The organism is Roseobacter fucihabitans, from assembly GCF_014337925.2.
Classification (GTDB): domain Bacteria; phylum Pseudomonadota; class Alphaproteobacteria; order Rhodobacterales; family Rhodobacteraceae; genus Roseobacter; species Roseobacter fucihabitans.
In genome coordinates, this window is sequence record NZ_CP143423.1 from 1 (window position 1) to 25,634 (window position 25,634).

The 25,634-nt window shown below is 56.1% G+C and carries 16 protein-coding genes and 7 pseudogenes; 14 read left to right on the top strand and 9 right to left on the bottom strand.

Going from position 1 to position 25,634, the window contains the following annotated elements; translation table 11 throughout:
• Nucleotides 1-50: 50 nt before the first annotated feature.
• The 5 genes from dnaA to gyrB all read left to right on the top strand — a co-directional run bounded on the left by dnaA (nt 51) and on the right by gyrB (nt 6,922).
• Nucleotides 51-1,406, top strand: coding sequence for a chromosomal replication initiator protein DnaA (gene dnaA / locus ROLI_RS00005; RefSeq protein ID WP_187431719.1), 1,356 nt, complete (start codon nt 51-53; stop codon nt 1,404-1,406).
• Between the two features lie 144 nt (nt 1,407-1,550).
• Nucleotides 1,551-2,669: a DNA polymerase III subunit beta gene (dnaN, locus tag ROLI_RS00010; RefSeq protein ID WP_187431720.1), complete on the top strand. Its 1,119-nt coding sequence runs from the start codon at nt 1,551-1,553 to the stop codon at nt 2,667-2,669.
• Nucleotides 2,670-2,708: 39 nt separating this feature from the next.
• Complete coding sequence (gene recF, locus ROLI_RS00015; protein ID WP_187431721.1) at nt 2,709-3,812, top strand: DNA replication/repair protein RecF; 1,104 nt, start codon at nt 2,709-2,711, stop codon at nt 3,810-3,812.
• Nucleotides 3,809-4,429: a LysE family translocator gene (locus ROLI_RS00020; RefSeq protein WP_187431722.1), complete on the top strand. Its 621-nt coding sequence runs from the start codon at nt 3,809-3,811 to the stop codon at nt 4,427-4,429. Before recF ends, ROLI_RS00020 begins: the two co-directional genes overlap by 4 nt.
• A 78-nt stretch (nt 4,430-4,507) precedes the next feature.
• The gene (gyrB, locus tag ROLI_RS00025) at nt 4,508-6,922 is read left to right on the top strand and encodes a DNA topoisomerase (ATP-hydrolyzing) subunit B (RefSeq protein WP_187431723.1); all 2,415 of its coding nucleotides are present in this window, start codon (nt 4,508-4,510) and stop codon (nt 6,920-6,922) included.
• A gap of 119 nt (nt 6,923-7,041) precedes the next feature.
• On the opposite strand, the gene ROLI_RS00030 is transcribed toward gyrB, so the two are convergent.
• The 6 genes and pseudogenes from ROLI_RS00030 to tnpB form a co-directional block, all read right to left on the bottom strand.
• Nucleotides 7,042-7,536 (bottom strand): hypothetical protein, encoded by a 495-nt coding sequence (locus ROLI_RS00030; protein WP_187431724.1) that lies wholly within the window; start codon nt 7,534-7,536, stop codon nt 7,042-7,044.
• Nucleotides 7,537-7,619: 83 nt separating this feature from the next.
• Nucleotides 7,620-7,793, bottom strand: a pseudogene (locus ROLI_RS00035) (integrase core domain-containing protein); the annotation flags it as partial.
• 89 nt (nt 7,794-7,882) lie between these two features.
• A pseudogene (locus ROLI_RS00040) lies at nt 7,883-8,017 on the bottom strand (IS6 family transposase); the annotation flags it as partial.
• Nucleotides 8,018-8,094: 77 nt separating this feature from the next.
• Nucleotides 8,095-9,557: pseudogene (locus tag ROLI_RS00045) on the bottom strand (IS1182 family transposase).
• A 75-nt stretch (nt 9,558-9,632) separates the two neighbouring features.
• Nucleotides 9,633-11,024: pseudogene (locus tag ROLI_RS00050) on the bottom strand (transposase); the annotation flags it as partial.
• 79 nt (nt 11,025-11,103) lie between these two features.
• Nucleotides 11,104-11,616 (bottom strand): IS66 family insertion sequence element accessory protein TnpB, encoded by a 513-nt coding sequence (tnpB, locus tag ROLI_RS23915; protein ID WP_405048962.1) that lies wholly within the window; start codon nt 11,614-11,616, stop codon nt 11,104-11,106.
• Between the two features lie 610 nt (nt 11,617-12,226).
• Between tnpB and ROLI_RS00060 the strand changes: the two genes are divergently transcribed.
• Nucleotides 12,227-14,089 carry a methyl-accepting chemotaxis protein gene (locus ROLI_RS00060; protein WP_187432381.1) on the top strand — a complete coding sequence of 621 codons (1,863 nt, stop codon included), beginning with the start codon at nt 12,227-12,229 and terminating at the stop codon, nt 14,087-14,089.
• 477 nt (nt 14,090-14,566) lie between these two features.
• On the opposite strand, the pseudogene ROLI_RS00070 reads toward ROLI_RS00060, so the two are convergent.
• Both ROLI_RS00070 and ROLI_RS00075 read right to left on the bottom strand, forming a co-directional pair.
• Nucleotides 14,567-15,161 (bottom strand): annotated as a pseudogene (locus ROLI_RS00070) (transposase); the annotation flags it as partial.
• A 74-nt stretch (nt 15,162-15,235) separates the two neighbouring features.
• Nucleotides 15,236-16,413: pseudogene (locus ROLI_RS00075) on the bottom strand (IS3 family transposase).
• Nucleotides 16,414-16,715: 302 nt separating this feature from the next.
• Between ROLI_RS00075 and ROLI_RS00080 the strand changes: the two are divergent.
• Genes ROLI_RS00080 through ROLI_RS00115 form a run of 8 tightly spaced genes read left to right on the top strand, consistent with a single transcriptional unit; the run spans nt 16,716 to nt 24,642 of the window.
• The gene (locus ROLI_RS00080; protein ID WP_187432245.1) at nt 16,716-17,846 is read left to right on the top strand and encodes a substrate-binding domain-containing protein; all 1,131 of its coding nucleotides are present in this window, start codon (nt 16,716-16,718) and stop codon (nt 17,844-17,846) included.
• A gap of 60 nt (nt 17,847-17,906) precedes the next feature.
• Entirely contained in the window at nt 17,907-19,424 is a 1,518-nt protein-coding gene (locus ROLI_RS00085) for a sugar ABC transporter ATP-binding protein (RefSeq protein WP_262386708.1), read from the top strand.
• Nucleotides 19,421-20,365, top strand: a complete 945-nt coding sequence (locus tag ROLI_RS00090; protein ID WP_187432247.1) for an ABC transporter permease — start codon at nt 19,421-19,423, stop codon at nt 20,363-20,365. Before ROLI_RS00085 ends, ROLI_RS00090 begins: the two co-directional genes overlap by 4 nt.
• Nucleotides 20,362-21,315: an ABC transporter permease gene (locus ROLI_RS00095; RefSeq protein WP_187432248.1), complete on the top strand. Its 954-nt coding sequence runs from the start codon at nt 20,362-20,364 to the stop codon at nt 21,313-21,315. The genes ROLI_RS00090 and ROLI_RS00095 overlap by 4 nt, the downstream gene beginning before the upstream one ends.
• Complete coding sequence (locus tag ROLI_RS00100; protein ID WP_187432249.1) at nt 21,312-22,655, top strand: substrate-binding domain-containing protein; 1,344 nt, start codon at nt 21,312-21,314, stop codon at nt 22,653-22,655. Before ROLI_RS00095 ends, ROLI_RS00100 begins: the two co-directional genes overlap by 4 nt.
• A complete protein-coding gene (locus ROLI_RS00105; protein WP_187432250.1) occupies nt 22,652-23,266 on the top strand; it encodes a hypothetical protein in 615 nt (204 codons plus the stop codon). Before ROLI_RS00100 ends, ROLI_RS00105 begins: the two co-directional genes overlap by 4 nt.
• Nucleotides 23,267-23,295: 29 nt before the next feature.
• The gene (locus tag ROLI_RS00110) at nt 23,296-24,054 is read left to right on the top strand and encodes an alpha/beta hydrolase (RefSeq protein WP_222869724.1); all 759 of its coding nucleotides are present in this window, start codon (nt 23,296-23,298) and stop codon (nt 24,052-24,054) included.
• Between the two features lie 18 nt (nt 24,055-24,072).
• The gene (locus tag ROLI_RS00115) at nt 24,073-24,642 is read left to right on the top strand and encodes a hypothetical protein (protein ID WP_187432252.1); all 570 of its coding nucleotides are present in this window, start codon (nt 24,073-24,075) and stop codon (nt 24,640-24,642) included.
• A gap of 50 nt (nt 24,643-24,692) precedes the next feature.
• Here the strand turns inward: ROLI_RS00115 and hisD are convergent.
• Nucleotides 24,693-25,625, bottom strand: a pseudogene (hisD, locus tag ROLI_RS00120) (histidinol dehydrogenase); the annotation flags it as partial.
• Nucleotides 25,626-25,634: the final 9 nt, after the last annotated feature.

Genomic DNA, 25,634 nt, shown 5'->3' on the forward strand with positions numbered 1-25,634 from the left:
AACGGGGGCGGGGTTGAACTGGGAACGCTAGAGGGAAAAACAGGTCCAATATGACTAAGGAAAAATGGGGGCAGTTGAGGCAGCGGCTGCTTAAGACCGTCGGGCAAAACAACTATACCAATTGGATCGAACCGATTGAGTTCCGCGCAAACGAAGAAGGCATTGCGACCTTTGACGTACCGACCAATTTTCTGGGGAATTACGTCAACCAGAATTTTGCAGATCTCATACTGCATGAGCTGAAATCCGAAGACCCCAATATCCGTCGTTTGCATTTCGCCGTCCCGGCACTTGCCGCGGCCCACCGCACTAACGCGGTCACGACCGACAAACCGGTGCCGACGACCCCAAAAACATCCGGCTCGATGGCCACTGCACCGCTGGATAGACGTTTCACTTTCGACACCTTTGTCGTTGGCAAGCCGAATGAACTGGCCCATGCTGCTGCCCGCCGCGTTGCCGAAGGTGGCCCTGTTACTTTCAACCCGCTCTTCCTATATGGGGGCGTTGGCCTCGGCAAAACCCACCTGATGCATGCGATTGCCCATGAATTGCGCCAACGCAAGCCCGGTATGAACGTGCTGTATCTCTCTGCCGAACAATTCATGTACCGTTTTGTGCAGGCCCTGCGCGACCGCAAGATGATGGATTTCAAGGAAATCTTCCGCTCTGTCGATGTGTTGATGGTCGATGACGTGCAATTCATCGCCGGAAAAGGCAGCACGCAGGAAGAGTTTTTTCACACCTTCAACGCGCTTGTGGATCAGAACAAGCAGATCATCATTTCTGCTGATCGCGCGCCGGGAGAGATCAAGGATCTTGAAGACCGCGTGAAATCGCGGCTGCAATGCGGTTTGGTCGTGGATTTGCACCCGACCGATTACGAACTGCGGCTCGGCATTCTCCAGAGCAAGGTGGAACAACAGCGTCTCAACTACCCCGGCCTTGAAGTCGAAGCGGGCGTTCTGGAATTCCTTGCGCATCGTATCTCGACCAACGTGCGGGTGCTTGAGGGCGCGTTGACGCGGCTCTTCGCCTTTGCCTCGCTGGTCGGGCGTGAAATCAACATGGATCTGACGCAGGATTGCCTTTCTGACGTTTTGCGCGCCTCCGAACGCAAGATCACCGTCGAGGAAATCCAGCGCAAAGTCTCGGATCATTACAACATCCGTCTCAGCGATATGATTGGCCCCAAGCGGCTGCGCAGCTATGCACGGCCGCGTCAGGTCGCCATGTATCTGTGCAAGAAGCTGACGAGCCGCTCCCTGCCCGAGATTGGGCGTCGTTTTGGCGGGCGCGATCACACCACCGTCATGCACGGTGTGAAACGCATAGAGGAACTCAAGATCCAGGATGGCCAGATCGCCGAAGATCTGGAACTCCTGCGCCGCGCGCTGGAAGAATAGTCACACATTTCACCCGTCGCCCTGCAAAATGGCGGCGGGTCTTGACGCCCTGCGCTTTCCAACACACAAAACAATAAAAGTCTTGTGAAGTCGGTGGAACCGGGTAGTTTGCCTGTCCCGACTGGTGGGAAGGATAACAAAATCATGAAGATCAGCATCGAACGTGCCGCCCTGCTGAAAGCGGTGTCCCAAGCGCAATCTGTTGTTGAGCGACGCAACACCATTCCCATCCTGGCCAATGTATTAATTGAGGCCGAAGGCAGCGACGTTTCCTTTCGCGCCACGGACCTCGACATCGAGGTCGTGGACAAAGCGCCCGCCCAAGTGGAACGCGCCGGGGCGACGACGGTATCGGCCACCACCCTGCATGAAATCGTGCGCAAACTCCCCGATGGGGCGCTTGTCACTCTGACGGCGGATGGTGCAACGGGCCGCCTTACGGTGGAGGCGGGCCGGTCGAATTTCTCGCTGGCGACCCTGCCGAAAGAGGACTTCCCGGTCATGGCCTCCTCGGAATATGCCTCGAACTTCTCCGCGCCCGCGCCCGTGTTGCGGCGATTGTTTGATAAATCGAAATTCGCGATTTCGACCGAAGAGACACGGTATTACCTGAATGGCGTCTATATGCATGTCTCGGATGGCGAAGAGGGGCGGGTTTTGCGCTGTGTCGCAACGGATGGGCATCGATTGGCCCGGATCGACGCCAATCTGCCGGTCGGGGCCGAAGATATGCCCGGCGTCATCGTGCCGCGTAAAACCGTTGGTGAATTGCGCAAATTGCTTGATGACGATGACATGAAGATCGCCGTGTCGGTGTCGGAGACGAAAATTCGCTTTGCCACGCCCGAAATCACGCTGACCTCCAAGGTCATTGACGGAACGTTCCCCGATTACACCCGCGTGATCCCCCAGGGCAACACGCGCAAGCTGGAGGTGGACGCCAGCGATTTCGCCAAAGCCGTGGACCGTGTGGCAACAGTCAGCTCGGAACGCTCGCGCGCCGTCAAATTGCAACTGGACGAGGATCGCCTGATCCTGTCGGTCAATGCGCCCGACAGCGGAGCCGCAGAGGAAGAGCTCGCCGTGGCCTATAGCGATGAACGGCTGGAGATCGGCTTCAACGCGAAATACCTGCTCGAAATCGCGAGCCAGGTGGATCGTGAAAACGCGGTGTTCATGTTCAACTCCTCCGGTGATCCCACCTTGATGCGCGAAGGCAATGATATGTCGGCAGTCTATGTCGTCATGCCGATGCGCGTTTGACGCGCCGCACCGGGCATTTCGTAACATCCGGGTGATGTCGTGACATTGGCGCTGACATCCCTGACGCTGTCGCATTTTCGGTCGCATAAACTGGGGCGGCTGTCTCTGGACGCGCGCCCGGTTGCGCTTTACGGGGCCAATGGGGCGGGCAAAACCAACGTTCTGGAGGCAGTATCGCTGTTTTCGCCGGGACGTGGGCTGCGCCGGGCGAGCGCACAAGACATGACGCGCCGCCCCGAAGCGTTAGGCTGGAAAGTCACCGGGCTTCTCCAATCTCTGCACCAGACCCATGAGATTGAAATCTGGTCGGAAAATAACGCAGCCCGTCAGGTCAAGATTGACGACAAAGCGGCACCGCAAACGGCATTGGGCCGCATTGCACGGGTGCTGTGGCTGATCCCCGCCATGGACCGGTTGTGGATCGAAGGGTCTGAGGGGCGGCGGCGGTTTCTCGACCGCATGACCCTGAGTTTCGAGCCGATGCACGCCGAAGCCTCGCTGAATTATGAACGTGCCATGCGTGAACGCAATCGTCTGCTCAAGGATCAGGTGCGTGATCCTGCTTGGTACGGCGCATTGGAGAGCCAGATGGCGCAATCGGGTGCCGCCATTGATGCCAACCGGCGCACCGCACTCGCGCAATTGGCCACAGCACAACAGGATACGGCGACGGCCTTTCCCACAGCGGATCTGACCCTGACCCACGCCGACGGGGACCTGCCGGCGACGGAGGCGGATTTGCGCGAGGCGCTGGCGAGCAACCGGAACCGGGACATGGCCGCCGGGCGGAGCCTGATCGGACCGCATCGCGCGGATCTGGACGGTGTCTACAGCGCCAAGGACGTCCCGGCCAAAGATTGCTCCACGGGCGAGCAAAAGGCGCTGCTGGTCTCACTGATCCTCGCCAATGCGCGGGCCTTGGCGCGGGATTTTGGCGCACCGCCCCTCCTGTTGCTCGATGAGGTCGCCGCCCATCTGGACGCGGACCGTCGCGCGGCGCTCTATGATGAAATCGTGGCTCTGAAGGCGCAGGCCTGGATGACAGGCACCGGGTTGGAGCTTTTTGAAACCCTCGGAAACCGCGCCCAATACGTAGAGGTCGGCGAAAGTGACGGCATCTCACAGATCGCGCCACCGCGATGAGCATCTCTCTGGCCGATCTGCTGCTCTATTCGGGCGCGCTGGTGATCCTCTTCCTGACGCCCGGACCGGTCTGGCTGGCGCTCATGGCGCGCGCCCTGTCGGGTGGGTTTCAGGCCGCCTGGCCGCTGGCGCTCGGCGTGGCTGTCGGCGATATCATCTGGCCGCTTGTGGCCATCCTTGGCATCTCCTGGATCCTGTCGGTGTTCGATGTCTTCATGGCCGTGCTGCGTTGGGTGGCCTGCGGTGTTTTCATCATCATGGGCGCGCTGCTGATCAAACATGCGCATCAGAAAATCAGCGCCGATAACAGCCTGACCCGCCCCGGCCTCTGGCCCGGTTTTCTGGCTGGGATAATCGTCATTCTGGGTAATCCAAAGGCGGTTTTATTCTATATGGGTGTGCTGCCGGGTTTTTTTGATTTGCGCTCGGTGACGCCGCTCGACGTCGCTGCAATCCTCGGCGTTTCCGTTGCAATCCCGATGATCGGCAACCTGATATTGGCGGCTGGCGTCGGGCATGTCCGCGCAATTATCACCAAGCCGGAAACCCTCGCCCGCATCAATGTCACCTCTGGCGTGTTGCTGATCGCGGTGGGTATGCTTATTCCCCTGATCTGACACAAAATATTGTGCCAATTGCGTGACAACCCCCCGAAAAAAACGTATAAATCTGAAAAAATACGAAGGTGGCACGGCATGTCCGACAACGAGCAGGCGCAAGAAGATTATGGCGCTGATTCTATCAAGGTTCTCAAGGGCTTGGAGGCTGTTCGTAAGCGCCCAGGCATGTATATCGGGGACACGGATGACGGGTCCGGTCTGCACCATATGGTCTACGAGGTCGTGGACAACGGGATTGACGAGGCGCTGGCGGGTCATGCGGATGCTGTGAACGTCACGATCCACGATGATTCATCGATTTCCGTCAGCGATAACGGCCGTGGTATTCCCGTGGGCATTCACGAGGAAGAGGGCGTTTCCGCCGCCGAAGTGATCATGACGCAGCTGCATGCGGGCGGCAAATTCGACAGCAATTCCTACAAGGTGTCGGGCGGTCTGCACGGCGTTGGCGTTTCTGTTGTAAACGCGCTCAGCGATTGGCTGGAACTGCGCATCTGGCGCAGTGGCAAGGAGCATGTCGCGCGGTTTGAGGGCGGGTTTACGGTTAAGCATCTCGAGGTAGTCGGTCCCACAGATCGGAGCGGCACTGAAGTGCGTTTCATGGCTTCCACCGATACGTTTTCAAACCTCGAATACTCCTTCGAGACGCTGGAGAAGCGCTTGCGGGAGCTGGCGTTTCTGAACTCCGGTGTGCGGATCATTCTGACGGATGAACGCCCCGCCGAGCACCTGCGCTCGGAATTGTTTTACGAGGGCGGCGTCAAGGAATTCGTCAAATACCTCGACCGACACAAGTCCTCTGTTATGCCCGAGCCGATCTTCATCACCGGCGAAAAAGACGACATTGGCGTCGAGGTCGCGATGTGGTGGAATGACAGCTACCACGAGAACGTGCTGCCCTTTACCAACAACATCCCGCAGCGTGACGGCGGCACCCATATGGCGGGTTTTCGCGGTGCCCTGACGCGCACCATCAACAATTACGCGCAGGCCAGCGGCATTGCCCGCAAGGAAAAGGTCAGCTTCACCGGGGATGACGCGCGCGAAGGTCTGACCTGTGTTTTGTCGGTCAAAGTACCGGATCCGAAGTTTTCATCGCAAACCAAAGACAAGCTGGTATCCTCCGAAGTCCGCCCCGCCGTTGAGGGGCTGGTGAACGAGAAACTGGCCGAATGGTTCGAGGAAAACCCCACCGAGGCCAAGATCGTAGTGGGCAAGATCATCGAGGCCGCCCATGCCCGCGAAGCCGCGCGTAAGGCCCGCGATCTGACCCGGCGCAAGACGGCGATGGATGTGAATTTTCTGGCTGGGAAGCTCAAGGATTGCTCGGAGAAAGACCCCTCCAAGACCGAAGTCTTCCTTGTGGAGGGCGATAGCGCCGGGGGCTCTGCCCAAACGGGCCGGGACCGCCAGACACAAGCGATTCTGCCGCTCAAAGGCAAGATTCTGAACGTCGAACGCGCGCGGTTCGACCGGATGCTGGGCTCTCAGGAGATCGGGAACCTCGTGATGGCGCTCGGCACGGGCATTGGACGGGATGAGTTCAACATCGACAAATTACGCTACCACAAGATCGTCATCATGACGGACGCGGATGTGGATGGCGCGCATATCCGGACGCTTTTGCTGACCTTCTTTTTCCGCCAAATGCCGCAGCTGATTGAAAGCGGGCATCTCTATATTGCCCAACCTCCGCTTTATAAGGTGTCGCGCGGCAAGTCAGAAGTTTACCTTAAAGATCAGCAAGCTATGGAAGATTACCTGATCCAGCAGGGCATCGACGGTGCCATGCTCAGGCAGGGAAATGGTGAAGAGATTACCGGCGCGGACCTGTCTCGCGTCGTTGATCTGGCCCGGCAAATGCGCCGCGTACTGGAAGCCTTCCCAACGCATTATCCCCGCCATATTCTGGAACAGGCTGCGATTGCCGGGGCCTTCACCCCTGGTGTTGTCGATGCTGATCTGCAAGGCACCGCCGATAAGGTCGCCGCGCGTCTGAACTTGATTGCGGCGGAATACGAGCAGGGCTGGCAAGGCAGGATCACGCAGGATCACGGCATTCGGCTGGCGCGCATTTTGCGCGGCGTGGAAGAGGTACGCACGCTGGACGGTCGTATCCTGCGCGGCGGCGAGGCGAAACGGACGGGTGGCTTTACGCAGAGCCTGCAGGACGTCTACAGACTGCCCGCGACGCTTGTACGAAAGGACCGGGTGCAATCCATTCTGGGGCCCATGGACCTGCTGGATGCGATTTTGCAGGAGGGCGAAAAGGGTCTGTCGTTGCAGCGATACAAGGGGTTGGGCGAAATGAACCCCGATCAGCTGTGGGAAACTACGCTGGACCCGGATGCGCGGACGCTGTTGCAGGTCAAGGTAGATGATATGGCGGAAGCCGATGACCTCTTTACCAAACTGATGGGCGATGTGGTTGAACCGCGCCGCGAGTTCATTCAAAAGAACGCGTTAAACGTTGAAAACCTGGATTTTTGACCCTGTGTAGGAATCCACAAAGCACTTCGCACGCCCCATAATTATTCGTGAAACGCCCATAGTGTTTCGCGAATGAGTTTGTTGCTACTTATGAAATCTAAACCGCGACAATAAATTTTTCATTCAAGCGCTCGACCGTGGCGCGCCACTTCGGTATTGTGGTTTCCAAACATTCCTATTTCTTGGATTGTCTGCTTTTCTGGAACCGTATGAAGCCAATCAACGGGCACGAAATATTCGCATTTTTCCTGATCGTCCTTCAAGTGTCGATGATAGCCACCCGTCAATTTATCGAGCGCTGGGCTTCCCTCGATCCGAAATTCGTTTGCGGCTACGCGAGGTCCAGACACACGCCCTACACCAACGAACCCCTTCCCAGGGATCTTGACCCAAATGCGGTCGTCCTCATCCAACATTCGCAAAGAGTTACTATACCAAGAGCCTCCACCACCGGATATGAAACCAAATTCAATGGCTTCATTCCATTTTCGCGTGTCGTCCGCACCAAAGCTGACATAAAACTCACCGTTCCAAGGTTCCTTTTCCCCACCCTTACTGCTGCTCGCTGCTTGAACCTGAACTTCCCCAGGATCAATGAGCCAAGCCCGGCTCAATAGTTGCTCCATCTGTCAACCGTGCCCTGATCCCCAAGTCTCATTCGGCTTTGCGCGGAGTCCTTTGGGTTAGATCTTTGGCGTTAGGCGGCCATTTTGTCCATCGCCTTTCTGTGCGAGAATTCCATCGGGGTCAGGTTGCCCAAGCCTGAATGTGGTCTTTGCCAGTTGTAATCCTCCTGCCATTCTTCGAGCGTTTTGCGAGCATCGCCTAAAGCACCAAACAGCGTTTCGTTGAGGCATTCATCCACTGCCCGGCAGTGCATGTTTACATGCACGAGAGGGGCGCAGCTGGTTGTGTCGCAAACTTTGTCGTGAGGCGAGATGGGGCCTCGCTAGGATACAATTATCCAGCGAGCTCGGCAAACTGTTCGAAGCCGGACAACCCTGGTCGGTCGAATTGTCCTTTGCGGATCATGTGGGCGACTTCGATGCCCGCCAGAGTGGACGCGGCTGAATTGAACGATTTGAAGGTCCGCATTGGCTGATTCTGTGGAAAAACAACGTGTTGCGAGCGCAGGAAGTGGTGATCTAAATGGAGCGCGAGCGCCTTTCTTATCAGGCTTTTTGCATTTGCTGCGGTGCAGGAAAGATCTTGGCGAGTTTGCGGAGGTTTTGGGCGGTGGCGGCGAGCAGGAATTCGTCATTTGCGCCGCATGGGCCACGTAATCGGGGACGTCCCAGCCCGAGGATGCGTTTGAGATGCGCGAAGAGCATCTCAACTTTCTTGCGCAGCCGCATTGAGATTGCGTATTGCTTGGTCTTGGCAATGTCGCGGGCGACCTGACGGGCGTCTTCATGTTCTTCGCGGGTAATTTTTCGCGCATCAGCATTCGGGCAGCATTGCATTTCTGACAGACAGGCCTGACACGTCTGTTTAAGGGCCTTATACTTGGCGACGCCTTTGCCGGTTGGCCCACGATTTGGGTCAGAATAGTTGCGCCGGAATTGCTTGAGCGGCTCGCCTTCCGGGCAGATGTATTGGTTATTCTCCGCATCCCATTCAAAGTCCGCGCAAGACCATGTGCCATCCGTGCGGCTCGCTTTATCCATAACCGGAATGTGCGGTTCGATCTTGCGATCAACCAACCACCCGAGCATCGGGCCGGAACCGTAAGCTGTGTCCATTGCCCGGCAGTTGATTGCAAAGCAATCAATGAGAGGGGGCGATAATCCATTCGGGATGCAGATCGAACGTGTCTTTGACCCGATCCAACATTGAGCGCACAGACCCGACTTCTGCTTGCCGGATTGATCGTCTGGCCTCCACATCGACGATCACGGCATGATCCGTGTCGATCAGGTAATTGGTGGAATAACTGAAGAACGCAGGGCCTTTACGGGCTGCCGTCCATTGGCTTGCAGGATCAGAATGGGACGTGAACTTGGGTTCAACCTCAGATGCTGCGCCAAAAGCTGCGTTATCCAAGACATCAAGATACTCCTTCACGGCACGCGGCGCATCGTTTGGATCGATGGCATTATGGTCCCAATCTTCCTTCGGCGTCGCGTTTTGTTTGTTCGCATCTGCCTCGATCAAACTGGCGTCTGCCGCAAGGCGCTGGCCACTCACCAAGCCATCCGCGATGCACCGAGCTACGGTCTTCTCGAACAGGTGTCGCAACAATGCACTCTCCCGGAAACGCCCATGCCGGTTCTTGGAGAACGTCGAGTGGTTCGGCACCGGATCAGATAGATCGAGGCGGCAAAACCAACGATACGCCAGTTTCAAATGCACCTCTTCACAAAGACGGCGCTCCGAGCGGATGCCAGAACAATAGCCCACGAGCAGCATGCGCCCTCTCATGCATGTAAACATGCACTGCCGGGTAATAGATCAGCAGTTCTGGGTCGATGGACGGGCGGCCAGTGTGGCTATAAAAGTCCGCTAGGTATTGGCGGATGTCGCTTAGATCAACGAACCTATCAATTGACCGCAGCAGGTGATCTTGGGGCACATGATCGTCAATCGAGAACTCGTAAAACAGCGCGCCTTGTGCTTCTTGCTTTGGTCCCAGCATCGAAATCACCCCCGTTGCTAAGGAAAATTGAATCAGCGAATAGCCACCCGATCAAGCAAGAGTTTTTCAACAGAATCGGCTCAGACCGTATCTGAAGGCTCTGGTCAGATCACTCTTGCCCGGAATGCACAGAAGCTGCTGCTCGGACCAGGCAAAGAAGGCCACAATCTTTGGCTGGCTCAGCTTTTGACGCGCGGCCATGCGGACGTCGGCTGGCTGGCCGTTGGTGTCGCGCTCGATGTCGTGGAGTTTGCCGATCCTGTCGAGGGCCTCGTGGGCGATATCGGACTTGGTCGAGGTCCGAAAATCGTGGAAATCGCGCCGCAGGCAGGGCCAGCAGGCCGCCTCCCGCAAACGCGGCACACCACCCGGTTCAGGCGCGTAAAGCTTGGCATAGCCTTTGTAGCCGTCGGCTTGGAGGATGCTGCGGGCATCTGCCAGATGGGTCAGGACATGCTCTTCCTTCCAGTCTGGCGCAAACCGATAGACAGCGCCGGGCGGTGCGCCCCCCGCCCAAGGACGTTGGTCCTGCACACAGGCCCGGATCCGGCCTTGCTTGACACCTTTGCCAGGTCCTTTGTCGCGCCTTGAACGATCCGGCACCCGGATCGGCGTGTCATCCACTGGCTGGCAGGGCATTGCGCAGCAATCTGCCGAGAGGGGGCGTGCAGCAGATCGCTGCCCATGATGTGCGCCTCGATCCGTTCAATAATGGGCGACAGTGTTTTCATGGCACGGCCACCCTGGGCTGCGCCCGTTCACACCTCAGACTGTCCCCCGGGACAGCCCGTAGCTTCGCGAACCGGTGCTCACCCAGCCGACCAGCGTGGTTTCGGGAATGTCGCCCCCCATACGCGCAAAGATCTCATGCTGGCGATATAACGGAAGGTGATCGTCGAACTTCGACACCCGCTGAGCGACGGGCGATGCCTGCATCGCCAAGAGGGGCACATGCGCCAGCAGGTCTGGCCCTGCCATGCTGCCCGGGATCGGACGGCCTGGCGCGGGCTCCTGCACCATCTTTTCGCAACGACGGCAGGATTTCCTGATCCGGACGATCTGCACAACCTTCATCCGTGCGGCGATCATGTCGAGAAGTTCGCTGACATCCTCGCCCACGACGCGCAGATCGCCACCACAGTCGGGGCAGCACGTGCCCGGATCAAGCTCACGGCGTTCTCGCAGGGTCACCTTCGACACACGCGGGCAGCGGCGCAAAACGGGCGCGCAGGGCTCATCAGCGGCCGGTGCGTCCTGACCTTCGTCGATCATCGCGTCATCGTCTTCGGCCACGGCGACCAGCAGGTCTTCGAGCGCCGGTTCCAGCTGCTTGATCTTCTCTGAGGATTTGCCAAAAGCCAGTTTCTGGAGTTTGGCGATCCGCAGCCGAAGGGCCTGAACCGGTTGATCGTGGACCCGCAAGGTCGCTGTGATCCTGGCGTTCTCTGCCTGCAATTCCGCGATCATCGCCTTCAAAACAGCGGGATCATCCGTTTGCCCGGCAGGGCATTGCGCGAAGCCAATATCCCGAGAGGGGGAGAGGTTTTCAGCAGGTTTCGACAGGCGTCTGATTACCAGAAAGCAGGCCAAAGCACCATATAAATAACGCAAATACAGACGCAAAATCACCCCACACGCGCAGGCGGAGCCCCCCCAATCCAGACGCCGCCAGTCGATCGAGCATCGCGAGCTGCGCTGACGTCATCCGCACAGCCCCGTCTTGGGCGCTTGGCCACGGGAAACGGCAACGTTCCAGCACCTTGTAACAGAGACAAAAGCCCTGGCCATCCCAATACAGCAGCTTGATCCGATCCCCACGCCGCCCCCGGAACGCAAACACGGCACCACTGGCAGGCTTCTGCCGCCACGCGTAAATTTGTTGTCGCCTTATCTCATGGCGCTGCGCCACCTGTGTAACGCTCGCCCCACCAACCCCAACCGACATGACAATCTCGAGCTTGTGATCACCATGCCAGAAGCGTCGTCGCTCAGCCCCAATAAGTTCACCACAAATCACAAATCCCGCATAAAAGACGTCGCTAATGACGTCTTTAAACACATCTCTCAGATCATCGCGTCGTTATCAGGCAGGCCGTGCCAATCGAGCGGTTGCCAACTTCACGTTGACGCTCTTACTCTTGAGCGCTGCGCTTTTCTCCAGAACGTTTGGGACATTAAAGCGGAGTTTTGTTGGATTTTGCGCAATGGTTTTTGTGGCGTCGCAAGCGACGCCACCGGTCTCGACCATCGGCGCAACGATTATCATTGAAGACGTACAACTGGCCGGATCTTAACTGAAGTGCAAGAAACATTCAGTACTTCCTACGCATGTTTAGATCTGCTTTTTGGATTCTCAATGCAATGTTGTTGGCGCTGGCGATTGGGCCAGTATCCCTTGTTGCGTCGCAGTCGGGTCTTCCAGACGAAGCCGGTATCTACCTCGTTTTTGAATTCGGATCATCTTCAGGTCTAACGAGAGACATATTGTTCTCTGGAGCTCAGGAAATAGGACCGATCCGCCCTCCGATGTCACGGATAATTTTTGCATCTCAGACAACACATGATCATCTCCACGCCGCTGGCTATACAATGATGCCCGCCAGTGCACTGGCTGCGCTTTGCGGCATTGAAATCCAAAAAACACATCAACTTCCGAGGACTTAGTTATCATGCTTGCAACCGTAGTGTCTTCACCCGTCCGGATGGTGTTTGTTATCGCCACCGTGCTAACACCATGTGCGATGTTCGCCGCATTCCTTATTGGTGGGAGCGTACTGTCAACCGCATTAATATCTCTGAGTTTCCTCGGTTTAGGATTAATGATGGGGCGCAGCCAACCTAAGTTGCTACCTGTCGGCGCAGCTGTCGCATTAATTGGCCAAGCCATTGCATTGAACAATGCATTTCAAGGGCATCCTTGGCAGATCGATACTCACATGCTGTACTTTGCCCTGCTTGCAGTGTTGGTAAGCTTGCGCAGTGTCCCAGCCGTCTTGACTGCCGCTGGCATTATCGCAGTCCATCATGTTTCTCTATCGTTTCTGATGCCTTCCTTAATCTATCCTTCAGGTGGGTTTACTGAAAATATTGGACGTACCACGCTTCATGCCGTGATCGTACTTATGGAGACTGCGGCGCTTGTTCTAACGGTAGTTCAGTTGCAACGCCTCAATCAACAGATGCAAGTCAAAGCAGGTGAGTTGGAGGAGAGCTTGAAGCTATCTGACCAAGCACGTCATCAAGCTCAGAAATCCCAAAAAGAAGCTGAAGCAGCCAAGAACGATGCGGAAAAAGCTGCGACGCGTGAAGTCGAAATGGCCAAAGAAAAAGAAAGCGCCGATCGTAAGGCGACCAAGGCCCGGGAGGCGATGATGATCGACCTTGGTAATTCCTTCGGTACGGTTGTCGAAGCGGCTGTCGCAGGTGAGTTTTCCAAGCGGGTGGACGCGAATTTCTCCGATCAAACCCTCAACGAGCTCGCAGAAAATATCAACCAACTGCTGGGGGCCGTGGATCAAGGTCTTTCCCAAACCGGTCAAGCGCTGGAGCGTGTTGCCGGTGGAGATCTGACGAAGCCTATGGACGGTGACTTTCATGGAGCCTTTGGTCATCTACAGAGAAACGTCAACAATATGATGGACGGCCTCAAGTCTCTCATCGTTGAAATTACAGGCAGCGGTACTACTCTCGCGTCATCATCGGCTGAGTTGCGCGATACGTCCGACGGGCTGTCAAAACAAGCCGAACAAAATGCAGCTTCTCTGGAAGAGACATCCGCAGCTCTCGAAGAACTTTCTGCAAGTATCAAGCGGGTCAGCGGGAGTGTCGCGGACGCAAGCAAGAACGCGCAGACAGCCCGAGATACGGCACAGTCCAGCGAGAAAGTGGCATCTGACGCGGCGGAATCAATGGAGAGTATCGCCGACGCTTCCAAAGAGATCACGCGAGTAGTTGGTGTCATTGACGACATTGCGTTTCAGATCAACTTGCTTGCCTTGAACGCTGGCGTTGAAGCGGCGCGCGCGGGAGAGGCGGGCCGTGGTTTCTCAGTCGTCGCCTCAGAAGTTCGACTGCTCGCTCAAAGAGCAGCCGAAGCCTCAAAAGAAATCGCGGCTGTAATCGTCAAAAGTGATACTGCGGTTTCTCAGGGTGTTGAAAAAGTTTCCAACGCGAAATCTTCTCTCGAGACGATTGCTGAGAGCGTCATCGGTATTTCCAAAGGGGTTGATGAAATATCTACCGCAATATCGGAACAAGTGCATGGCATCGGTGAAATCACGACGACCGTGAGCCAAATTGATCAAAATACGCAGAGACAGGCAGCTTCATTTGAAGAAGTCACAGCTGCAAGTGCCATACTAGCAAGCGAAGCCGACAATATGAAACAAACAACAGCACGCTTCCGAACAGGTCAGGAGACCAAAATAGCCGAAATGAACAAACCAGCCGCACCCCTCACAATACAACAGCCGAGAAGTGCCGCCGTAAGCGCCGGCGGACGTGCAAGCCAAGACGGTTGGAATGAATTTTGATTGCTATGAGTGAGTGGCAAATGGGAACAAGCGTTGTTACGATATCTGTTTTGGCGCGGAAATTTAGCTTAAAAAATTGATCGATACAGTCTTCGCAGTAATGAGAGCCTGTTGAATGTTACAGAGAACTGCCGCGGTATTGTTACCGAGATTTGGGCCGCTCAGTCATGATGTTTTGTTCGCCATGACGTGGTCAATAGTGACCTTGTTGCAGGGATCGTATCACGACTGCTATCGAGGCGGTTTGTTCTTTTCAGGATGCTGTAAATGCCGCACAAGTTTAACGCCAGTCGATGAGGCAAGATCCCGAAGCAACGGCATCGGGTGACCAACTGGGCCGATTATAACGAAGGCCTGCGGCGGCGCGGTGATCTGGCTGTCTGGATCAGCGAAGACGCACTCGCCCTGTGGTCGGTGCCACGCCGAACGACACGTGGCGGACAGCCGCACTACTCTGATCTGAGTTGTGTGGCTGTCCGGAGTTGATGCGCCAAAGGCCTTGTCGTCAAAAGCGTCGAGATATTCCCTGACTGCTCGCGGTGCATCGTCTGGATTGATTGCCGATACATCCTATTCCGACTGTGCAGCGGAGTTCATTCTATCGACATCTGCTTCCCCCTCTCGGGATATTGCTGCGCAATACCCTGCCGGGCAGCGATCAAACTGGCATCAACTGCAAAGCCATGGCCACCAACAAGACCTTCAGAAATGCAGCGCGTAACAGTGGCTTCAAAAACTGACCGAAGCAGGTCGCCATCCCGGAATTTACCGTGACGGTATTTTGAGAAGGTACTGTGATCCGGCACTTTGTTGTTCAAATCGAGACGACAAAACCACCGATATGCCAGGTTCAGATGAACCTCATCACACAGACGCGTTCAGATCGGATGCCTAAAACGTAACCGACAACCAGCATCCGTACGATCAGTTCCGGGTCAATCCCCCCTCATGCATTTTCAATGCACAGCCAGGCAATGGAAGTGCGTCCCAGATGGCTGTAGTGCGGCACAAGTTGATGACGGACCGTCCCGACGTCCAGAAACTGATCAACCTCACGCAATATGTGATTGGCAGTACATGTGCCTTGCCCTGTGCCCCAAGTCTCATTCGGCTTTGCGCGGAGTCCTTTGGGTTAGATCTTTGGCGCTAGGCGGCCATTTTGTCCATCGCCTTTCTGTGCGAGAATTCCATCGGGGTCAGGTTGCCCGAGCCTGAATGTGGTCTTTGCCAGTTGTAATCCTCCTGCCATTCTTCGAGCGTTTTGCGAGCATCGCCTAAAGCACCAAACAGCGTTTCGTTGAGGCATTCATCCACTGCCCGGCAGTGCATGTTTACATGCACGAGAGGGGCGCAGCTTGCCGTTGAAGCTTTCAATGAAACCGTTCTGCCGGGGCCTTCCGGGCGCGATGTAGTGCCAGTCAATGCCGGTATCCTGAACCCATTTGAGAGGATCGCCATGCTGGTGAACTCGGTACCGTTGTCCGATACAATCGTCGTTGGCATGCCGCGTTCAGTAATGATCTGATCCAGTTCACGCGCGACCGTTGACCAGACAGCGACGTGTCGGCCACCAGCACCAAGTTCTCGCGGCTGAAGCCATCGACAACTGCCAAAATGCGAAACCGACGTCCATCTGTCAGCGCGTCAGACACGAAATCCAACGACCAATGCTGGTTCGGTCCGTTGGGCAATGCCATTGGCTTCCTCGTTCCCAACGCGCGCTTCCTGCCACCCCTGCGACACACCTGAAGCTTCTCTCTTCACGATAGATGCGCCGCACTTTCTTGTGGTTCACCTCAAAGCCCTCCCGCGCAATCATCACGTGGATGCGGCGGCACCCAAACCGACGTCGTTCACGAGAAACGCGTTTGATTGCATCTCTTAGCTCAGCATCATCGCCTCGGCGCGACAGATATCGCACCGAGGATCGATCAACTTGTAAAACATCACACGCCCGCCGTTGACTGACTTGATGGGCCGCCATCAAATGCACCACAGCTTGCCGCTTCAGGGCGGGCGTCACCGTTTTTTTGAATTGATGTCTCGCAACATGGCGTTGTCCAACATTTGTTCAGCCAACAGCTTCTTCAGCTTGCTGTTCTCATCCTCAAGCGCACCCAGTCGCTTCGCGTCGGACGGCTCCATGCCGCCATACTTCGATTTGTATTTGTAGAACGTTGCTGAGCTGATCCCCCTCCCGGCAGATTGCTTCGCAATCGCCTGCCGGGCAATGCATGCCGCCGACATACGTCCGCAGTCTTCTCACCAGCTTCCTGTTCTTTGATCATTGCTATGATTTGTTCGTCCGTGAAACGTGCCTTCATTTGTCCGTCCTGCTGGTGGGCAGACTCTACACAAATTTGGAGGAGTTTAAGGGGCGCAGGTCAGTGTGGATGCGACTAGTCCCTACAGGTCGGGTGCCGTCATCACAGCACATCTTCATGCTATATTTTGGCTTAATCCAATATACGGGGTGTTTTATGCTGTTTGATACTGATTTCATATAAAGTATCAGACGATGTTTGGTGAGATCTGTCGCCGTGCCCCGACTGACGCATGCAAAATGCCACTGTTGAGAGGAGAGCTGTGAACGGCGGTCGCTGATCATACGTCTAGGGAGGACAACATGAGTATTTTTAAGATAACGGTTTTGGCCGCGACGATTGGCCTGGTTGCAGGCCCCATATTGGCCGAAGGGTATGAAGGCGTGCCACGCACGTTCCTCTGGAACCCCGGCACAAGTGAAATCAACGATGCCGCCGAATTCAAAAAAGAAGGGCCATATGTCATCGGTTTTTCAAACGCTTCTATCTCAAACCCTTGGCGCGTCGCGATGCTGCATGGCATCGAAGCGGCTGCTGAACGCAACGCCGACAAGCTTGAACGTTTCATCATCACCGACGCCAATGACGACCCCGGCAAGCAAGCCGCGGACGTGCAAGACCTGATCGCGCAAGGGGTCGACATCTTGCTGATTTCACCTGCGACAGCAGAGGCCATGGATCCCGTGATCCGGCGCGCCAGCCGTGCGGGCATTCCTGTCGTTTTGGTAGACAGGTCGGTCCCCTCAAGCGAGAATTTCATTACGTTCGTCACCGCATCTGACCAAGCGCTTGGCCGTATTTCGGCACAATGGTTGGCCGAAAAGCTGGGTGGTGAAGGTCAGGTTGTCATGCTGGGTGGTCTTGCAGGTGCGTCCCCTGCGGAGGCGCGGATCACCGCCGCGATGGAGGTGTTTAACCAGTTCCCCGATCTGGAAGTCGTCGAAACACAATATACCAGCTGGTCACCTGCCAACGGCAAAACCATCATGTCTGCGCTGATCCAAAAATACGGCGATGACATTGATGGCGTCTGGGCTGACAGCGGTTTGCAGGGCTCTGGCTCAATCGAGGCCTTCCTTGCTGCTGGATACGAAGACGGCACAATTCCACCGCACACAGGTGGCGATTTCAACGCAATGTACCAGCTTTCCGTTACGCATGACGTGCCGATGGTTGGCGTTGATTATCCACCTGCGATGGGCGCGCGCGCGTTCGAGGTCTTGTTTGACGTGCTTGACGGCAAGGGCATCCCTTCGCGAATCGAAGTGAACCAACAGGTTGTCGTCTCTGAAGGCCATGAAACGCCTTCTGTGCAGGCCGATGTGTTTGTTTCAGACTATGCTCTGATGGACAAGCCGGGTTCGGTCATCATGTCATCTGGTGTCGGTGTGGACTATGATCCTGCGACCTTCACTGCTGTTTACCCCAAGTAAGATGAAACGGGCCAGAGCGGTGACATGCCGCTCTGATCACAAAAGGGGAGGACACGCACAATGGCAGGCCCATTTTTAGCCGCGCGCGGCTTAAGCAAATCATTTGGACCTAACCAAGTCCTCAACAACATAGAATTCGCGGTATCTGGCGGCCAAGCTGTGGCATTATGCGGCGAAAACGGCGCTGGAAAATCAACCCTGATCAAGCTTTTGACGGGTTTGTATACCCCCACGTCTGGTCATGTAGAATTTGACGGCGCACCTGCAAAATGGACAGGTCCGCGCCAAAGTCTGGCGGCAGGGATTGCCGTCGTCCATCAGGAATTCTCCGTGCTGGGCGCATTATCCGTCGCCGAAAACATCTATCTGGGCGCAGAGCCACGCACCCGTTTTGGCCTGATTGACCGCAAAGCGCTCAAACGGCAGGCGACAACGCTGCTGGCTGATCTCAAGATCACCCTCGACCCCGATACATTGGTCGAAACGCTTTCCGTGGCTGACAAACAAATGGTCGAAATCGCCAAAGCCTTGCGCGCCGATGCGAAGGTGTTGATCCTTGATGAACCGACTGCTGTCCTTAGTCAGAATGAAACGCAGCACCTGTTTGCAATCATCCATGACCTGCGCGCACGCGGCATGGGGTTTATCTATGTCTCGCACCGCCTTGATGAAATATTTGAAGTTTGCACCGATATCACAGTGATCAAAGATGGTGTTGTGACGTCCAAAGGTCCTGTCAGCGACTACACGCACGACAGCGTCATTGCCGCAATGGTGGGCCGTGAGTTGGGTGATCTGTTTCCGCCCAAGGCCAGCGACCCAAACGCTGGCGCATTGGTTCTGGGCGTACGTAATTTCCATGTCGGTTCCGATCTGCCACCTGTAGACCTTGATGTCCGTGCAGGCGAAATCGTGGGATTGGCAGGGCTTGTCGGGTCTGGCCGGACGGAACTGGCGTTGGCGCTATATGGCGCGACCCCTTCCACCGGGGAAGTCCATCTATCAGGCGAACTCATGCCCCATCGCGATCCAGCGGGATGTATCGACGCGGGCATCTTGATGCTGACCGAAAGCCGCAAGGACGACGGGCTGTTCCTGAACTCATCTGTCGCGCGCAATTTTGCAGCGACCACGCCAGGGTTTGGCGCGCATCACAATGCCATTCCGCCCGGCCATGAAGATACGCGCGCTGCCGTCCTCAAAGAGCGTCGCGGCGTTGTTGTTGATCACGTCGGCCTTCCCATTTCTGCTTTATCTGGGGGTAACCAGCAAAAAGTTCTTGTCGCACGCCTGCTGGAAAACCGGCCTAAGCTGTTGATCCTTGATGAACCCACCCGCGGCGTGGATGTGGGTGCCAAGGCAGAGATTTACAAAACCCTACGCGCGCTTGCGCAAGAGGGGCTCGCGCTTTTGGTGATTTCGTCGGAGTTGATTGAAATCGTCGGATTATGCGACCGCGTGTATGTCATGCGCGACAATGAAATCGCGCAAGAGTTGCGCGGCGCAGACATCACCGAAGAAGCCATTATCACGATTGCCGCTGCCGAAACCTCCCGCCACCACGGGGTCGCCGCATGAACAATCTGATCCGTGCAACCCGCGCCCAACCTGTTCATCTTGTCGTGTTTGCCCTGATTGCAATCGTCTTTGCCGTGGGGGCTGCGTCCTCTGACCGGTTTGCGACACCGCTGAACATCGGCAACATCCAAGACCAGATGGTCGCCCTTGCCATTATCGCCTTGGCACAGACAATCGTGATCCTGTCTGGCGGGATCGACCTGAGCTATGCAGGGGCGCTGAGCTTTCTATGCGTTGTCTTTGCCGCCATCGCAGGGGACGGAACCGGGACATTGATGCTGGCGATGGTTGTCGTTGCGGGTTTGGGCATCACAATCGGCGTGATTAATGGTGCCATTACGGCCTATGTCGGTGTGCACCCTTTGATCACAACACTTGGCACATCAACAATACTGGCAGGTTGCGCGCTGCTGATCACGCGGCAGCCATCAGGATCGGTCCCGCTGTTTTTCGAGGACTTGATGTACGAGCGCGTCGGTATCGTCCCTTACGGCATGACCTTTGCGGTCGCCCTTTATCTGCTGGTCGGTTTCATGCTGTGGCGGACAGTTTTTGGCACACGCATCTACGCAATCGGCGACAATGAGGGCGCAGCCACGGTGTCAGGGCTGCCGGTCAAACAGACCAAAGTGGCAGTCTATGCTTTGTCAGGGCTGCTTTGCGCAGTGGTGGCCATGTACATGACAGGGCGGTTCGGCGTCGGCGATCCGCGCGCGGGCGTTGGCTTTGATCTGCGCTCGATTACCCCCGTCATTGTCGGCGGTACTTTATTGGCCGGGGGCAAAGGCGGTGTATTGGGGACCGGGCTTGCCGTGGTCTTGCTGGCAGTGTTGGCCAATGTGTTGAACTTTATGAATGTCTCCAGCTTCTATCAATGGATCGTCGAAGGGTTGATCATCATCGCGGCCGTGTCCTTTTTCGCTGGAAAGGCCAAGTCATGAGTGCCGCAATATCTGTTAACCGCAACACCGTCCGCGCCGTGCAGCGCCGCGAAATCCTGATGCTTCTGGGGTTTCTAGCGGTGATCTGGGCAACTACAGCAGCACTTAGCCCACGTTTTCTGACGCCCGCCAATTTGAGTGATATCTTGATCCAAGCGGCACCTTTGGGCTTTGTCGTGATCGGCCAGATGATCGTGATCATCGTGCGGGGGCTGGACCTCTCAGTCGCCTCGATCATGGCGACTGTGGCGGTGCTTTCAACGTCACTGATTGATTCAACAGCAGCAATTTTTGCAGTGGGGTTGCTGCTTGGTGGATTGATCGGTGCGGTCAACGGCTATCTGGTCGCTTTTCGTCATGTCACGCCTTTCCTTGCGACACTGGCCACAATGATCGTGCTGCAAGGCATCCGCTTTGGCTATACTGGCGGCGCGCCCGGCGGGTCCCTGCCCGAAACATTCCGCTGGCTGGCAACTGGCAACATCGTGGGCGTCCCTGTGGCCCTGATCGCATTGGGTATTGTGGCATGTGCGGTGCACTGGTTGCTGGAACGGACGGTCTTTGGCAGACGGCTAAAGCTATATGGTGACAGCCCAGAGGCCGCTTACATGACGGGTGCGCCAACGCGGTTCTTGGTGATGATGGCCTTTGTGATATCAGGGGTTATGGCTGCGTTTGCAGGGCTGTTTTTGGTGGGTTACGTAGGTATTGTCGATAATTGGACAGGGCGGGGATATGAGTTGGACAGCATCGCCGCCGCAGTGATTGGCGGGGCTGCTCTATCGGGGGGCAAAGGCACCGTTCCGGGGGTATTGCTGGCCGCACTGATCCTTGTATCGCTCTTCAACATCGTTGTGATTTTGGGGCTTTCGATCGAACTCCAGCTTGTGATCAAGGGTACGCTGATCATTCTTGCCGCTGCCGTCTACATGAAACGGGCGCAGACATGAGCCTTGATGCAAAATCAAACATGCAGCGGATCACTGCGATCCTGAAAACATTTGACGTCGATAACACGCCACGGCGCACGACGGATATTCTGGCAGAGCTTGGCAGTACACGCTCTACCGGATTTGGCCTCATCAGGGCGCTGGTCCTTGCAGACTGGCTTGAACGTTACGATCACGGGCTTGTCAGGTTGGGACCAAAAGCACGCGGCATGATTTTTGCGCCACTTGAGGTCGCAGAAGACATCAATACCAAACAAATCACGGTGACCGCAGCACGTCTTCAGTCACCTGCGGGTGAACGCGGTCTCGATTGGGATCAGGCGTTGGTTAAGACCGTGAACACGGCACATTTTGCAAAACCTGCGCCCTACCGGATCGGGTTCTCAAACGCTTCGGTCAACAATGCGTGGCGACGTGCAATGCAAGACAGCCTGCTTTATGCCGAGAAAACCAACCGCCAACAAATCACAGAACTTATCACACTGGACGCGCAAGATGATCCGGCACTGCAGTTGGCACACATCGATCAGCTTGTTGCACGGGGCATTGATCTGTTGCTGATATCAATGACGACCGACACCGATCAGATCGTCAGCAAACGACTGAAGGAATTATCGCATGCCGGCCTACCCATTGTTGCACTTGATCGGCGGCCCTTTGATACGTCGTCGCTGACAACTTTCGTCACCGCATCTGATCAACGGATTGGGCGCATAAGCGCGCTGTGGCTGGCAGAGCATTTGGCCGGACAAGGCAAGATTTGGATGCTGTCGGGCCTGGAAGGCGCAAGCCCGGCTATCCGCCGCCAGCAAGCCGCACTTGCCGTTTTTGCGCAGTTCCCGCATTTGCAGGTCGCGTATGTTAGCCATACAAACTGGACACCCGAAGGCGGGTATCGGACAGTTGGGCAACTACTGGATGAAGCGGGACGCGCCCCTGACGGGATATGGTGCGACAGTGGATTGCAAGGCATGGGATCGGTGCAGCAGTTCCTGGATCGCGGGCTGACACCGCCTGCGCATACGGGTGGCGACCTGAACGGCATGTACAAACTCTGTTTGCGCCGCAAAGTGCCGATGGTCGCACTGGATTACCCGGCCAGCATGGGCGCACGCGCACTCGAAGTCGCATTGGAAATCCTTGCCGGGCACACAATCCCGCAAAGGGTTGAAGTGCCGGTACAGGTTGTGCTGCCGCGCAGGATGGAAACAGCAACCGTCAAGGCGGATGTCTGGGCCGAACGCCATGTCGCCTGGGATTTGCGCGATGAAGCAATCTTGTCCCAAGGCCCAGCCCTGCGCGGTGCCACCGTCCTGTCCGATCCAAGGCCTGTGACATGACAGGAACAGCATATGATCGTGCAGTTGCCGCGTTTGAAGAAATTATAGGCGCCCCGTCTCAGGGGGCTTACCCGACACCTGCGAAGCTGATCAAGCAGACTGGCCAGCATCTGACAACCGGCTACCGCAACACTGCAGCATTGGAGGCCGAACAATTCCTGCGCCGTGATGCGAGTGGTGTCTATCTGCAAGGGCTTACCGGCATTCGTACAGGTCTGAACGCCTTTGGAATGGGGCGGCTTGCACCTGTTATGGTCCCTGTTTTGCTGCGCATCCGCGAGGCCACGCAGCAAACCAGCTTCTTGGCCATCATAGACGGCACATCTGTTCACACAGGGCCATATGCTGTCGGGCGCAACACAAAACGGACGCGGCTGGACGCAAGATACCGCCTTGAAAAACCGCAGGACGCAACGGACAATACCCCCCAAGAAGTGCCGCTTCTTGCGGACGGTCCAGATGGTTCGCGACGGATCCATACCTTGATGGTGACGGTTGTGATCAATCACACTTATCAGGCTGTCTTTGGGCTAAAGCTGAACCCTTCCCAACCTCCAGAGCCGTTTTTGGCGCAAGAGCTGGCACAGGCCGCCGCGACAATTACGCAATGAAGCTGAGTTATTGGAATCAGCAATTTCAGATGACGCAGGTGTTGCCTGATTTTCATAGCTATCTTGCAAGTATGAAGCGCCGCAGCGCTTCGGTCACGTCCGCGTTTCAGCGGCTCACCTATGGTGATGACCCGCGCCAATATGTGGAGTGGACAGGCACCCCATCCAAAGACCGCCCGCTGCCCGTCTTTATCCATGGGGGGTATTGGCGCGCACTTACGGCGCAAGACCACCGCTTTGTGCTGCCTGCAATCCAATCTGCGACGGGTGCTGTGGCAAACCTTGAATACCGACTTTTGCCGCACGTCACCCTGCGCGACATCGTGATGGATGCAGTACAAGGCTTGCACGCTTTGTCGGAAAGGTTCCATTGCCCATTGGTCGTCATAGGTCATTCTGCCGGTGGTCATCTTGCGGCGATGGCTGCACGACAAATCCCAGACCGTATCGTTGCCGCGATAGGGATCAGCGGGCTCTATGATCTCACACCGCTGCAATGGTCATTTCTGCGCGAAGAAGTAGGCCTGACACTCGCTGACCTGCGCGGCCAAAGCCCGCAAGACGTTTGGGAAGGTCACGATGCAAGCCACATCACCGTCGCGGTTGGTGCCAACGAGACCCCTGAATTTCTTCGCCAGTCGCACATGTTTGCCAACGCACACGGCGCGCTCTCGCTGACCATTCCAGACGCACACCACATGACCGTTCTTGACGATCTGGCCGACCCCCAAGGCGTGATGATCGCACATCTAACCACCATTCTCGCAACATCGCATTCCAACCTGTGACCAAGAAGGAGACCTATTTTGTCAATCACTACAGAAAGCTACGCGTCCCAGCCTGACGGGATGATCCCCAATAGCCGCTTTCCATTGCTCGTGCATCGTAATGCTGTCCCCGGTGGCGGCGCCAATGCCATCAAAGAGCGTTTTCGGTCAAATGGCTGGTCCAATAACTGGGACTATCCGGGTGTGTATGAATATGCGCATTTTCATTCCACGACCCATGAATGTCTGGGCTGTGCGCAAGGCTGGATGGCATTCAATTTATCCGTTGGCGACGGTGGCTGGACCAAGGTCCGTATTGAGGCAGGCGATGTTATTGTGATGCCCGCAGGTGTCAGCCATGAAATGACCAGCCAATCCGAAGATATCCATATGTGTGGCGGCTATCCTGGCGGCCGTGATTGGGACGATATCCAAGAAGAGTTCCTGACGGACGAGGACTACAAACGTGCTTGCAAACGGATCATGATGTTACCGATCCCCGACAAAGATCCTGCCACAGGGCAGGCTATGCCTGAATGGCACGCAGCCTCTTCCTCGGTCGATGGTGGATGGAACGACTGGCGGCATGGGCTCGATAAACGCAACTAAGTCCAAGCGCCTAAAACCAAAAAAGGCTCTGATTTCAGAGCCCTTTTTCCTTATTCTGCGGTGTCTCGGTATGGTGCGCCGGTGGCATAAGGTACATTCACACCGCCATATCGCCTTACCCGCACATTGCATTGCTCCGCATGGCCTGCAAACCCTTCAAGCATGCATAACCGCGATCCATATTCCCCGATCATCGTGGTAACCGCATCGGTTGTGATCTTTTAATAGCCATGGGTTTTCAGAAACTTACCGACCCAAAGACCACCCGTATGGTGCCCCGCCTTATTGGTTGGTAACGTGTGATTGGTCCCGATCACCTTATCGCCATTGGCCACATTGGTGCGCGCACCCAAAAACAGCGCGCCATAGCAGGTCATATTCTCTAAAAACCAGTCATCGCGGTCGGTCATAACCTGCACATGTTCTGATGCAATTTCATCGGCGACGGCCAGCATTTCATCATAGCTGTCAACAACGATCAGCTCACCATACTCTCCCCAAGATATCGCCACCGTATCAGCCGTCGGCAAAATTGTCAGCAGACGGGTAATTTCATCCATCGTGTCGCGAGCAAGCTTTTCGGCTGCGGTCAACAAAATACAAGGGCTGTTGTACCCATGTTCGGCCTGTCCCAACAGGTCAGTGGCGCAAAGCTCTGCGTCTGCCCCCATTTCGTCAGCGATCACCATCGCCTTTGTCGGGCCAGCAAAAAGGCCGATGCCCACGTGACCAAAAAGCTGTCGCTTAGCTTCGGCGACAAAGGCATTTCCGGGGCCAACAAGCATATGCACCGGCTCGATCGTTTCAGTGCCGATAGCTATCGCACCAATGCCTTGAATGCCGCCCAAGACATAAATCTCATTCGCGCCGCCCAGATGCATCGCTGCAATCATCGCCGGATTTGGCTTGCCTTGAAACGGCGGCGTACATGCAACGATCCGTGGCACACCCGCAACCTAAGCAGTCGCAACAGACATATTCGCTTCCCGGGG